The organism is Marivibrio sp., assembly GCF_040218065.1.
Lineage (GTDB): Bacteria > Pseudomonadota > Alphaproteobacteria > UBA8366 > Aestuariispiraceae > Marivibrio.
In genome coordinates this window covers 514,890-528,091 of record NZ_JAVJQE010000005.1, presented here as the reverse complement: position 1 = coordinate 528,091, position 13,202 = coordinate 514,890, and the positions used below count along the sequence as shown (strand labels likewise).

The following is a 13,202-nucleotide window of genomic DNA, read 5'->3' as shown; positions in this document are numbered from 1 at the left end:
GGAGGCGAGATCATGACCCGCACGCATTCTTTGAAACTTTCCCGCCGCGCGGCGCTCGCCCTGGGCGCCGCCGCGCTGCTTCTGGCCGTCGCGACTCCGGGCGCGATGGCGCATCACGGCTGGGCCTGGACCACCGGCGGCAACATCGAGCTGACGGGGGAGATCGTCGAGACGCGGCTCGGCAACCCGCATGGGATCCTGATCGTCGACGTGAACAGCGAGCGCTGGACGGTCGAAGTCGGCCAGCCGTGGCGCAACAGCCGCGCCGGCCTTGAAGACGGCGACCTCGCGCCCGGCGTCGAAATCCGCGCGATCGGGGAGCCGGCCGCCGACATGGCGGAGAAGCGCTTGAAGGTGGAGCGGTTCTACCTTGGGGACAAGGAATACGACCTCTACCCCAACCGCGACTGAGCGCAGGCCCGCGCGATGGAGACGCTCCTCGCCGCGGTGGAGGCGAGCGGTACGGCCGCCGCCCTGCGGACCGGGCGTTGGAGCTACGCCGCCGTCAACGCCGCGCACATTCTCGGAATCGCGCTGCTGGTCGGGCCGATCATGACGCTCGACCTGAGGATGCTGGGCCTCTGGCGCTCTGTTCCGTTGGCGCCGCTGGCCGTCGTGCTGCGGCCGGTCGCCGCGAGCGGTCTGGCGGTCGCGGTCGCCGCCGGTCTGGCGCTGTTCAGCGTCCAGGCGGCGCATTACGGCGATCTGGCGCTGTTTCAGGCGAAGCTCGCCTTGATCATCGCCGGCGCGGGCGGCGCGCTGGCGCTGCATCGCGCGGCGGGGCCGACGCTCGAGCGCGCCGCGCCCGGGCGGCTGCGTCTCCACGCCCTGCTCTCGATATCCTGCTGGCTCGGCGCGCTCGTCTGCGGCCGGCTGATCGCCTTCGTGGAGGGATGAGGGCCGCCCGCCCCGGATCGAGCCGGCGCCCCCCGCGGAGGCGGGGGCCTCAGGCGGGCGGCGGCGGAGGGAGCGCGGGGCGACGGAGGTCCCCGCCTGCGCGGGGACTCCCCTTATCGCCGACTTAGCGGCACGACGCCCTCTACTCCGCCGCTTGCGCGCGCGGGCGCTCGGGCGTGTAGGCGAGGCTGGGGGCGAGCCAGGTTTCGGTCTCGGAGACGCTCATCCCGATGCGCGCGGCGTAATCCTCGATCTGGTCGCGCCCGATCCGGCCGACGCCGAAATAGCGGCTTTCCGGATGGCTGAAATAGAGACCGGAGACCGCCGCCGCCGGCCACATGGCGCAGCTTTCGGTCAGCGTCACGCCCGCGGCCTTGGGCGCATCCAGCAGATCGAACAGGATGCGTTTCTCTAGGTGATCCGGGCAGGCGGGATAGCCGGGCGCGGGGCGGATCCCCTGATATTTCTCTGCGATCAGCTGCTCGTTCGGCAGCTCCTCGTCGGCGGCGTAGCCCCAGAACTCGCGGCGCACGCGCTCATGCATGCGCTCGGCGAAGGCCTCGGCCAGCCGGTCGGCCAGGCTCTTGACCAGGATCGCATTGTAATCGTCGTTCGCCTGCTCATAGGTCTTGGCGATCTCGTCGGCCTCCTCGCCGGCCTGGACGACGAAGCCGCCGATCCAGTCGGCGACGCCGCTTTCCTTCGGCGCGACGAAGTCGGCCAGCGCGAAGTTGGCGCGCTCCCCGGTCTTCTTCGATTGCTGGCGCAAGGTGTGCATCACCGTGCGCACCCGCTTACGCTCGGCGTCTTCATAGACCTCCAGGTCGTCCCCGACGGCGTTGGCCGGCCAGATCCCGACGACGGCGCGCGGGCGGAACCAAGTCTCCCCAACGATCCGCTGCAGCATCGCCTGCGCGTTGTCAAAGAGCTCGCGCGCGGTCTCGCCCTTCTCGGGGTCGTCCAGGATCTTCGGGTAGCTTCCCTTCATCTGCCAGGCGTGGAAGAAGGGCGTCCAGTCGATGTAGTCGACGAGCTCGGCCAGATCGTAGGCGTCGAAGACCTTTTCGCCGACGAAGGCGGGCTCAGGCGGGCGGTAGCTGTCCCAGCCGCCGTCGAAGGCGTTGGCGCGCGCCTCATCAAGCGTTACGCCCGTGCCCTCCTTCTCCTTGGCGCGGCCCTCTCGGATTTCGGCGCAGTCCGCCGTCACCTGGTCGAGATAGGCTTGGCGGCGCTCTTTCGAGAGCAGGGTCGAGACCACGCCGACGGCCTTGGAGGCGTCGTCGACATGGATCACGCCGTGCGCGTATTCCGGCTCGATCTTGATCGCCGTGTGCTTCTTGCTGGTGGTCGCGCCGCCGATCAGCAGCGGGATGTCGAAGCCTTGGCGGGACATCTCCGCGGCGACGTCGACCATGCGGTCAAGGCTGGGGGTGATCAGACCCGAGAGGCCGATCACGTCCGCCTTCTCTTCCCGCGCGCGTTCCAGGATCGTCTCAGCCGGGACCATGACGCCCAGATCGACGACGTCGTAATTGTTGCACTGAAGAACCACGCCGACGATGTTCTTGCCGATGTCGTGGACGTCGCCCTTCACGGTCGCCATCAGGACCTTGCCCTTGGCCTGTTTGACGCCCGAGGCCTCCTGCTCCGCCTCCATATAGGGGATCAGATGGGCGACCGCAGTCTTCATCACTCGGGCGCTCTTCACCACCTGGGGCAGGAACATCTTGCCCTGGCCGAACAGGTCGCCGACGACGTTCATCCCGTCCATCAGCGGGCCTTCGATGACGTGCAGCGGGCGTTCGGCGCGCTGGCGGGCCTCCTCCGTGTCGTCGACGATATGATCGGTGACGCCGTGGACCAGCGCGTGGCGGATTCGCTCTTCGACCTCCGCCTCGCGCCACTTCGGATCTTCTTTTTTCTGCGCCTCGCCCGAGCCCTTGTACGTGTCGGCGATCGCCAGCAGTCGCTCGGTGGCGTCTTTGCGGCGGTTCAGCAGGACGTCCTCGACATGCTCGCGCAGCTCGTCCGGGATGTCGTCATAAACGGTGATCTGGCCCGCATTGACGATGCCCATATCCATCCCCGCCTGAATGGCGTGATAGAGGAAGGCGGAATGCATCGCCTCGCGCACGGGATTGTTGCCGCGGAAGCTGAAGGAGATGTTCGAGACGCCGCCCGAGACGTGCGACAGCGGCATGGCTTCTTTAATGCGCCGGGTCGCCTCAATGAAGGCGACGGCGTAGTCGTCATGCTCCTCGATGCCGGTCGCGACGGCGAAGATGTTGGGGTCGAAGATGATGTCCGCCGGCGAGAAGCCGGCTTTCTCCACCAGCAGGTCGTAGGAGCGCTTGCAGATCTCGAATTTCCGCTCGGCCGTGTCCGCCTGGCCGTCCTCGTCGAAGGCCATGACCACGACGGCGGCGCCGTAGCGGCGCAGCAGACCAGCCTGCTCCAGGAAGGAGTCCTCACCCTCCTTCAGGCTGATCGAGTTCACCACCGCCTTGCCCTGCACGCATTTCAGACCGGCCTCGATCACCTCCCACTTGGAGCTGTCGATCATAACCGGCACGCGCGCGATATCCGGTTCGGCCGCCATGAGGTTCAGAAAGGTGACCATCGCCTCTTCGGAATCGAGCAGGCCCTCGTCCATGTTGACGTCGATGATCTGGGCGCCGTTTTCGATCTGCTGGCGTGCGACCTCGAGAGCGGTCGTGTAGTCGCCCTCCATGATGAGCGTCTTGAACCGGGCGGAGCCGGTGACGTTCGTGCGCTCGCCCACATTGATGAAGCTGGAGACGGCTTGGCTCATGCGGCTTCTCCCGTCGCGATGGAGGCGGCCTCGAACGGCTCCAGCCCCGACAGGCGCAGCGCCGGCGTGACCTCCGGGATAGGACGCGGCGTGTGCGGGGCGACGGCGTCGGCAATGGCGCGGATATGCTCCGGCGTCGTGCCGCAGCAGCCCCCGACGGCGTTGACCAGCCCGTCCTTCGCCCATTGACCGAGGGCGTCCGCCATCTGCTCGGGCGTCTCGTCATAGCCGCCGAATTCGTTCGGCAGCCCGGCGTTCGGATAGGCGCAGATCCGCGTGTCCGCGACCTGCGAGAGCGCCTTGACGTGTTGGCGCAGCTCCTTCGCGCCGAGCGCGCAATTGAGCCCGACCGACCAGGGACGGGCGTGCGCGACCGATATCCAGAACGCTTCCGGCGTCTGGCCGGTCAGCGTCCGCCCGGAGCGATCGGTGATCGTGCCGGAGATCATTACCGGCCGCTCTTCGCCGCGCGCCTCAAAGGTCTGGGAGACGGCGAAGATCGCGGCCTTTGCGTTCAGCGTGTCGAAGATGGTCTCCACCAGGATCAGATCGGCGCCGCCGTCGATCAGACCGTCGCAGGCCTCGGCGTAGATCTCGACCAACTCGTCGAAGGAGATCGCGCGGAAGCCCGGATCGTTCACGTCGGGCGAGATCGAGGCCGTCTTGTTCGTCGGGCCGAGCGCGCCGGCGACGAAGCGCGGGCGAGCGGGATCGTCCTGCTCGGCCGCGTCGGCCGCGGCGCGGGCGAGGCGCGCCGCCTCGACGTTCAACTCGCGGCTCAGATCCTCCAGCCCATAGTCGGCCTGACTCACCCGATTGGCGTTGAAGGTGTTTGTCGTCAGGATGTCGGCGCCGGCTTCCAGGAACTGTGCATGGATCTCTCGGATCGCCTCCGGACGCGTCAGCGTCAGCAGATCGTTGTTGCCGCGCAGGTCCGAGCCGTGCGCCGCGAAGCGCTCGCCGCGATAATCCGCCTCCGACAGGTCGAGGGCCTGAATCATCGTACCCATCGCCCCGTCCAGCACCAGGATGCGGCGGTCGGCCTGGTCATTAAGGCGGGCGAGACGGTCGTCGGCTGCACTCATCGGAAAAGCGCTCCAATCTTATGAGAAAAAGGGACGGCGCGCGCTCAGGCGGCCGCCTTGTGCGCGGCCCCGCGCACGCCGAGCGCGTGGCACACGGCGCGCGTCACCTGAGCGCGGTTGAGGGTGTAGAAGTGAAAGGATTCGGCCCCCTCGGCGCGCAGGCGCGTGCATTGGTCGATCGCCACCGAGGCCGCGAGCATCGAGCGCGTCTCCGAGTCATTTTCCGTGCCCGCGAACAACTCTGTCAGCCAGCGCGGCACGGTCGCCCCGCACGCGCGGGAAAAGCGGATCAGGCTCTCCATATTGGTGACCGGGATGACGCCGGGGACGATCTCGTGCCGGATTCCGGCGGCGGCGATGCGGTCGCGAAACCGCAGGAAAGTCTCAACGTCGAAGAAATACTGGGTGATGGCCCGCGCGGCGCCGGCGTCCAGTTTGCGCTTCAGATTGTCCAGGTCGGCGGCCGCGCTGGACGCTTCCGGGTGGACCTCCGGATAGGCGCCGACGCTGATCTCGAAGTCGGCCACGCGACGCAAACCCGCCACCAGTTCTGCGGCGAACGGGTAGCCGTCGGGATGCGGGGTATAGCGGTCCGCGCCCTGCGGCGGGTCGCCGCGCAGGGCGACGATGTGGCGGATGTCGGCGTCCCACAGCTCCTGCGCCAGCGCGTCGATCTCGGCCCGGCTCTTGCCGACGCAGGTAAGGTGATGGCCGACCGGCGCGCCGGAGATCTCGCGCACCCGCTCGACCCATCGCCGCGTGAGCTCCTGGGTCGATCCGCCGGCCCCGTAGGTGACCGTCATGAATTGCGGCGCGAGCGGCGTCAGCGCGTCGATCGCCTCCTCCAGCCGGGCCGCGCCCTGATCGGTCTTGGGCGGAAAGAACTCGAAGGAGACGCGCACGCCCCCCGTCCGGGCCGAGCCGCGCACGGCTCCGGATGCGGCGCCGCGCGCCCGCGGCGGGAAAGTGGGTCCAGTGGCCATGACGCTCGTCGCCTCTCCCGGTTCGGCGCGCTGTCGGACGGTCGCGCGCGGTTGTAGCCCCCGATCCTCGCGTCGCCGCCGTCTTTGGAGCGGCTAACGTCCCGAGCTTGTAGCAAATTCACAAAATCATATCAAGATATCTTTATATCGTGTTATTTGCATATTTAATTCCCCTTGCCCGGATGGGTTCACGAAAAGGTGTAGAGGTCTGATTCCCCGCCCGGGCCGTAGACTCTTACGATCCGCGTTGCGACGCCCCAAATCCGTCGCAATTCAGGCGGATCGTGCGCCGCCTTCTGAGCCCGACGATCGGCGTCGGACCGGCGGCAGACCTGCGGGAGCGAGAGGAAGTGGTTGATCTGGACGGCCGCGATCGGACGATCGAGTCGCATTTCAAAGGATCATTCGGCGATCTGACGGCGGACGGCCGGCGCGAGGGGGCGCGCTCGGTCTATGCTTGGCGGCGCGCCTTGGTGCTGGCCCTGAACGTTGCGACGGTGACGGCGCTGATCGCCCTGATGGCGGTGATCCTGGGCGCCGGGGGCTGGACCGTCGCGGAGGGCGTCATGCTCTTCTGCTTCGCGATCACCCTGCCCTGGTTGTCTATCGGGCTTTGGAATGCGCTGATCGGATTCGCGATCTATCGCCTCGCAAAGGATCCGGCGGGATACGTCACGCCAGCGCTGACGCTGGCCAAGCGCGACGATCCGATCGCCTACAAGAGCGCGGTCGCCATGACGGTGCGCAACGAGGACCCGAGCTACGCCGTCGCGCGCCTGCGCGTCGTGCAGGAGGATCTGGACCGCGCCGGGCTTGGCGGCCGCTTCGACCTGCATGTGCTGAGCGACACCGACAAGCCGGAGATCGCCGAGACGGAAGAGGCCGCGATCGCCGCCTGGCGCGCCGAGATCGGCGATCCCGACGGTGCGGGCCGGCGCGTTTATTACCGCCGGCGGACCAGCAACGAAGGCTTCAAGGCCGGCAACGTGTGGGAATTCGTGCAGCGCTCCGGCGACCGATACGATCTGTTCCTGCCGTTCGACGCCGACAGCCTGATGTCGGCCGCCGCGATCGCGCGCATGGTGCGCGTGATGCAGGCGAACCCGCGGATCGGGATTCTGCAAGGCCTCGTGGTCGGCATGCCGTCGACACGCTTCTTCAGCCGTATCTTCCAGTTCGGCATGCGCCACGGCATGCGCTCCTACACCGCCGGCTCCGCCTGGTGGCAGGGCGATTGCGGACCCTTCTGGGGGCACAACGCCGCAATTCGGATTCGGCCCTTCCGCGATCATTGCGCCCTGCCGACGATCCCGGGCAGAACGGTGCTGTCCGGCGACGTGCTGAGCCATGACCAGGTCGAGGCGGTGCTGATGCGACGCGCCGGCTACGAGGTGCGCGTGATCGCCGAAGAGGACGAGAGCTGGGAAGAGAACCCCCACACGCTGCCCGACTTCATCAAGCGCGACCTGCGCTGGTGCCAGGGCAACATGCAGTACTGGGCGCTGCTCGGCCTGCCGGGCCTGCCGGTGATGAGCCGCATTCAGCTGGCGCTCGCCATCCTGATGTATCTCGGCGCGCCGGGTTGGATGGCCTTCGTGCTGCTGGGCGCGGCGCACGCGTTCGTGCCCGGTTCGGGCGCCTTTCCGGTGACGCTGGGCGTCACGCTGTTCGTCACCGTCGTGACCATGAGCCTGATGCCGAAGCTGATGGGCATGCTGGACGTGCTGCTGAGCCGCCGCCAGCGCCGGCGCTATGGGGGCGGCCTTCGGGTCGCCGCGGGCTCGGTCACGGAAATCCTCACCTCGGCGCTGATCGCGCCGATCGTCAGCTTCGCGCAGGCGCGCTTTATCGGCGGGCTGCTGCTGGGCCGCAAGATCGGCTGGGGGACGCAACGCCGGGAAGGCGAAGCGCTCGGCTGGGCGGAGGCGGCGAAGGGCCTGTGGCCGCAAACGCTGTTCGGCGCGCTGCTGGCCGGCGTGCTGGCCTACAAGGTCCCGGGCGCGCTGCCGTGGGCGGCGCCGCTGCTGGCGGCCTTCCTGCTCGCCATTCCGCTTGCGGTCTGGACGGCCTCGCCCGCGCTCGGCCGGTGGAGCGCGCGCGTCGGCCTGTGCGACATTCCCGAAGACCGGGAGACCGCGCCCGCGCTGAGCGCGTTGGAGGCCAAGCTGGCGGCGCGGTGAAAACGGGGCGAGATCGGCTTAGACGGCCGGCTCGCGCCGGGCCATGACCGATCAATCGCCTGAATGACGCGGAACAACCGTCATCCCCGGGCTTGACCCGGGGATCTGGCGACGCGCTCTACTCCGCCCGCGCCGCGCGCTCCGCGCGGGCGGCGGTCGCTTCTGCGGCGGTCTCGCCATTGACGGTTTGGCCGGCGCCGGCGCTTTTCGTCTTCTCGCGCCAGGGCTGACGCTTAAGCATGGTGCACCAATAGGCGAAGCCGATCAGCACGGCCATGCCGCCCAGATTGATAAGCGCATAGGTCGCCGCGTGGCGCCCGATCAGGTCGAGGATCATACCGCCGATCCGCGCGAGCCCCATCGACAGCAGAAAGACGGCCAGCGAATTGCGTCCGACCGTCACCACCGGCATCGCCCAGCGCGAGAGCAGATGCGCCTCGCGCCCCTCGACGATCCGCAGCGCGAGATAGGCCAGCGCGAGGAAATGCAGATACCGCAGGATCCCGAAATCGGTCTTGCCCTGCAGCTCCCAGATCGCTTCGCGCACCCAGCGCAGCGTCTCGAAGTGCTGGGCGATCGGCCAATGGGCGGACGGGATGCTGACCAGCACGAACAGCGCGCAGGCCCAGGTCAGCGCGCGCGAACGCGGCGGCGCGGGCAGCCACCCCATAGCGAAGGAAAAGCCGGTGAAGAACAGCAGTTGCCAGGCCAGCGGGTTGAAGAACCATTCGCGCGAATAGCCCTCCTTCCACAATTCCGCCGGCAGACCCCAACCCAGCGTGAAGTTGAGCCAATAAAGCGCGACGCTTGCCGCGAAGGGTCCCAGAACATGCACGCGCGAAAGCGCCATCGCCGCCGGGATCATCACCAGCGCGCCGATATACATCGGCAGAATGTCGAAGTAGTTCGGCACGTAGGTCAGCGTGAAGACGCCGAGGATCGCCGTCGGCGCCTCCTCGAACAGGAAGGTGAGGTTCAGCTGCGCGATATAGTCCCGGGTCTCCAGCCAGAAGGTCCCGGCGGCGACGATCGCGGCGATGTAGAAGACCATCCCGATATGGGCGGCGTAGACCTGCCAGGTGCGGAACAGGATGCGCACGCTCCCGTAGCCGAAACCGGCCTTCAGGAACGTCCCGCCAAAGGCGATCGCGGCGGCGAAGCCGGAGCAGAAGACGAACATCTCGGTCGCGTCCGACCAGCCGAAGCGCGCGGGAATGTAGCCGACCCAGGCGTTGCCCGGGACGTGCGCGATGAAGATGATCAGCATGGCGATCCCGCGGAAGAAATCGAGCCGCGGGTCGCGGGGTTTCCTGGCCGGCTGCGGGGCGGCGGGGGCTTGGGTCATCAAAGGCGCTCTCAAGCAGCGATGTCGCCTGCGTCTGGGACCACGCAAAGGCGGCGGAACGAGGGCGACCATACAGCGCGCGTCCGCCCGCGGCGAGACGCCGCCGGATGACCTTTCGTCACAATCGCGTCATGCCGACTTTCGGGGACGCAATGCTAAATCGCCCGCCGGACGCCGCCGGGTCCGGCCGCCGCGCTCGATCTTCAATTATGACGCCCCCGAAATAGCGGGGCGGTTTACAGATCGCCCGGGCCGGCTATCGTTCGCCGCCCTGGGATTGAACCGAACAGTGAGGAGCCCCGATGAGCGACGCGCCCGTGCGCCTGGAGCGAGATGGAGAGATCGCCGTCGTCGTGATCGACAATCCGCCCGTCAACGCGTTGAGCCAGGCCGTGCGGCAGGGCCTGCAGCAGGCGCTCGATACGGCGGAGGCGGACCCGGCGGTGAAGGCGATTCTGTTGATCGGGGCCGGCCGCACCTTCATCGCCGGCGCCGACATCAAGGAATTCGGCAAGCCGCCCCTCGAGCCCGGCCTGCCGGACGTGATCGCCGGGATGGATCGGCTGACAAAGCCGACGATCGCGGCGCTGCACGGCACGGCCTTGGGCGGCGGGCTGGAGACGGCGATGGGCTGCCACTATCGGCTCGCGCTCAAAGGCGCGCAGGTAGGGCTGCCGGAGGTGAAGCTGGGCATCCTGCCCGGCGCCGGCGGCACCCAGCGCCTGCCGCGCCTGACGGGCTCGGACAAGGCGCTCTCCATGATGACGACGGGCGCCTTCGCGCCGGCGGACGAGGCGCTGGCCTGCGGCATCGTCGACGCGGTGAGCGAGGAGAGCGACCCGCGCGCGGCCGGCCTCGCCTTCGCGCGCGAGATCGTCGCCGACGGCCGAACGATCCGCCGGGTGCGCGATCTGCCGGCGCCGGAGGTCGACCCCGGCGCCGTCGCGGCCTGGCGCGTGAAACTCGAGCGCGAGGCGCGCGGCCTGTTCAGCCCTTTCCGCATCCTGGAGTGCGTCGAGGCGGCCGGCGCGCTGTCCTTCGACGAAGGCATGGCGCGCGAGCGCGAACTCTTCCGGCAATGCATGGAGAGCCCGCAGCGCGCCGGCCTGATTCACGCCTTCTTTGCGGAGCGCGCCTGCCAAAAGATCGCCGATCTTCCGGCTGAGGCGAGCGCACGCGCCGTCGACGACCTCCTGCTGGTCGGCCAGGCGGCCGCAAGCGACGCGGTTCACGCGCGCTTGGAAAAGGCGAAGATCGCCGTCGACCGCGCGCCCGACCCCGCGTCGGCCGGCGCGGCGCTGGCCGACGCGCCGGTGATCCTGGAAGCCGATCCCGACGGGGCCGCCGCGATCGCCGCCGGCGCCCGCGAGGGGGCGGTGCTGGTCAGCCTGAGCGCAGGCGGCGACCTCGACGCCCACGCCGGGGCGGCGGGCCGGTCGGAAGCCTGGGTCGGCCTGATCCCGCCGCAAGCCGGCTCGACGGGCCGCCTTTTCGAGATCGTACGCGCCCGGGCGACCGGCGGCGACGCGCTGGCGACGGCCCAGGCCCTGGTGAAGCGGCTCCGCGGCGTCGGAATCCCGGTGCGCGCCGGCGGCGGATCGATCGCCGGGCGGTTGGCCGACGCCTACCGCCGCACGGGCGAGGCGCTGAAGGCGGAAGGCCTGAGCGAGGAGGCGGTGGACGCCGCCTGCGTCGCCTTCGGCATGGCGGCCGGCCCCTTTGGCGGAACCGAGCCGGCGGACGGCGAGCCCGAGACGGCGATCGCCGATCGGCTGCTGCACGATCTGGCGCGCGCCGGCGAGGCGCTGCTGGCCGACGGGACGATTCAACGCGCCCTCGACGCGGACATGGGCGCGATCCTGGCGGTCGGCTTCCCCAGCTTCCGCGGCGGACCGCTCTTCGCGGTCGGCGTTAAGGACCAGTGATCCTCGCCCGCTTGACGCACATCAAAGCCCTTCCTTAATCGAGGGTGTTCGCTTCGGAACGCAACTTTCAACCGCCCCGACCCGCCGGCCCGGCGGGCGGGCGAGACGAAGGAGGCATTCGGAATGAAAACCGACGAAAGCCAGGCGGGCGATCGGTCCGCGGCGCGGCCGAGCTTGAGCGCTTGGCCAAGCTTCTTCGAGCCGTTCCGTCAGGTCGGCCAAGCGGTGGCGACTCTGTTCTCCCCCTCGGCCGACGCCAGCCACGTCGACGACGCCTATCGCATCCGCCTGGAATTGCCGGGCGTCGAGGAGGACGACGTTGAAGTCTCCGTCCATGACGGCGTGCTGACGATCAGCGGCGAGAAGAAGGAGGAGCGCGAAGAGACGGACGACGAGCGCCGCGTCTATTTCAGCGAACGCAGCTACGGCGCCTTTGAACGCGCCTTCCGCATCCCCGATACGGTCGATCAAGACCGGATCGAGGCGGATTTCGACAAGGGCGTGCTGACGATCGCCTTGCCCAAACGCGCCGATAAGAAGAGCGAGAAGAAGGTGATCGACGTCAAGCGCCGGTGAACGCCCGGCCGACGCGCCGCGAAAAAGGCGCGCGCCCCGCCGACGCCCGGCGGGGCGTTTTTTTGCACAGGCGTCACGCCGCGGTCACGCAGACTGCGCTAGGCTGACGCCCAGTGCCTGAACCAGCCGAAGAGCCGCGCCATGTCGCTTTCCCGCGCCCCCGTCCCCGCCTCGGTTCGCCGCGCGACGGCGGCGGCTTGTCTCGCCGCCGCCGGCCTCATCGGCGCCGCCGACGCGCTGCAGGCGGCAGAGCCCGTCCCGACGGCGATCGAGCTCGGCCCCCGCCCCTACTATCTGCTGCAGCAGTTGGAAGAGGGGCCGCTCAGAGAAAAGCTCAGCGCCTGCGTCGACCGGCCGGCCCGGCGCACCGATTTCTCGATCGGCCATCGCGGCGCGCCGTTGCAGTTCCCGGAGCATTCGAAGGAAAGCTATCTCGCCGCCTACGCGCAAGGCGCGGGCGTCCTGGAATGCGACGTCACCTTCACGAAGGACCGGGCGCTGGTCTGCCGCCACGCGCAGTGCGACCTGCACACGACCACCAACATCCTGGCCACGCCGCTGGCCGCAAAATGCAGCGAGCCCTTCACGCCGGCCGACCCCGCGACGGGGCGCGAGGCGTCGGCCAAATGCTGCGCGAGCGACCTGACCTTGGCCGAGTTCAGGACGCTGTCCGCAAAAATGGATGCGGCCGACCCGCAAGCGATCACGCTCGAGGCCTATATGGACGCGACCGCCGGCTGGCGCACCGACCTGTACAGCCCCGGGACCGTGATGAGCCATCAAGAGAGCGTCGCCCTGTTCCGACGCCTCGGCGTCAAGATGACTCCCGAACTCAAGGCGCCGGAAGTCGTCATGCCGTTCGACGGCGAGTATCGCTACGAAGACTACGCCGACCAGATGCTGGCGGACTATCGCGCCGCCGGGGTCGACCCGGCAGACGTGCTGCCGCAAAGCTTCGATCTGGATATCGTGCGGCATTGGATCGCCAACCATCCCGATTTCGCCGATCAGGTCGTCTTCCTGGACGCGGGCCCTTGGCGCATGGGGATGGATCAGGCGATCGCCCGCCTCCCGGACTTGGCCGCCGAGGGCGTGAAGATCGTCGCCCCGCCGCTTTGGGTGCTGGTGACGCAGGAAGACGGCCGCATGGCGCCGTCGGCCTACGCCAAGGCCGCGAAGGCCGCGGGTCTGAAAATCATCACCTGGACGCTGGAGCGCTCAGGCCGGCTGGCGGACGGCGGCGGCTGGTACTTTCAAAGCGTCGCGGATCTGGTTGACGACGACGGCGCGGCGCTGACCCTGCTCGACGTGCTGGCGCAAGAGGTCGGCGTGATCGGGGTCTTCAGCGACTGGCCCGCGACCACCAGCTTTTACGCCAGCTGCCTGGTGAAGTGAGCGG

10 protein-coding genes are annotated in these 13,202 nt (G+C 68.6%); 6 read left to right on the top strand and 4 right to left on the bottom strand.

The window, feature by feature from the left end; all coding sequences use genetic code 11:
- The first annotated feature begins 12 nt into the window (after positions 1-12).
- The gene (locus RIB45_RS04715; protein ID WP_350049069.1) at positions 13-411 is read left to right on the top strand and encodes a DUF6152 family protein; all 399 of its coding nucleotides are present in this window, start codon (positions 13-15) and stop codon (positions 409-411) included.
- A gap of 15 nt (positions 412-426) precedes the next feature.
- Positions 427-897 (top strand): DUF2214 domain-containing protein, encoded by a 471-nt coding sequence (locus tag RIB45_RS04710; RefSeq protein ID WP_350049068.1) that lies wholly within the window; start codon positions 427-429, stop codon positions 895-897.
- 142 nt (positions 898-1,039) lie between these two features.
- On the opposite strand, the gene metH is transcribed toward RIB45_RS04710, so the two are convergent.
- Genes metH through metF form a run of 3 tightly spaced genes read right to left on the bottom strand, consistent with a single transcriptional unit; the run spans position 1,040 to position 5,777 of the window.
- On the bottom strand, positions 1,040-3,709 hold the full coding sequence (metH, locus tag RIB45_RS04705; RefSeq protein WP_350049067.1) for a methionine synthase: 2,670 nt from the start codon (positions 3,707-3,709) through the stop codon (positions 1,040-1,042).
- Positions 3,706-4,794, bottom strand: a complete 1,089-nt coding sequence (locus RIB45_RS04700; protein WP_350049066.1) for a homocysteine S-methyltransferase family protein — start codon at positions 4,792-4,794, stop codon at positions 3,706-3,708. The genes metH and RIB45_RS04700 overlap by 4 nt, the downstream gene beginning before the upstream one ends.
- Before the next feature lie 44 nt (positions 4,795-4,838).
- Complete coding sequence (gene metF / locus RIB45_RS04695) at positions 4,839-5,777, bottom strand: methylenetetrahydrofolate reductase [NAD(P)H] (protein ID WP_350049065.1); 939 nt, start codon at positions 5,775-5,777, stop codon at positions 4,839-4,841.
- Positions 5,778-6,061: 284 nt separating this feature from the next.
- Between metF and mdoH the strand changes: the two genes are divergently transcribed.
- A complete protein-coding gene (mdoH, locus tag RIB45_RS04690; RefSeq protein ID WP_350049064.1) occupies positions 6,062-7,957 on the top strand; it encodes a glucans biosynthesis glucosyltransferase MdoH in 1,896 nt (631 codons plus the stop codon).
- Between the two features lie 118 nt (positions 7,958-8,075).
- Here mdoH and RIB45_RS04685 read toward each other — a convergent pair whose 3' ends face one another.
- Positions 8,076-9,302 (bottom strand): OpgC family protein, encoded by a 1,227-nt coding sequence (locus RIB45_RS04685; protein WP_350049063.1) that lies wholly within the window; start codon positions 9,300-9,302, stop codon positions 8,076-8,078.
- Between the two features lie 302 nt (positions 9,303-9,604).
- On the opposite strand from RIB45_RS04685, the gene RIB45_RS04680 reads away from it, so the two are divergent.
- The 3 genes from RIB45_RS04680 (at position 9,605) to RIB45_RS04670 (ending at position 13,198) form a co-directional block, all read left to right on the top strand.
- Entirely contained in the window at positions 9,605-11,227 is a 1,623-nt protein-coding gene (locus RIB45_RS04680) for an enoyl-CoA hydratase-related protein (RefSeq protein ID WP_350049062.1), read from the top strand.
- A gap of 123 nt (positions 11,228-11,350) precedes the next feature.
- Positions 11,351-11,803, top strand: coding sequence for an Hsp20/alpha crystallin family protein (locus RIB45_RS04675; RefSeq protein ID WP_350049061.1), 453 nt, complete (start codon positions 11,351-11,353; stop codon positions 11,801-11,803).
- A 141-nt stretch (positions 11,804-11,944) separates the two neighbouring features.
- Positions 11,945-13,198, top strand: a complete 1,254-nt coding sequence (locus RIB45_RS04670) for a glycerophosphodiester phosphodiesterase family protein (RefSeq protein WP_350049060.1) — start codon at positions 11,945-11,947, stop codon at positions 13,196-13,198.
- Positions 13,199-13,202: the final 4 nt, after the last annotated feature.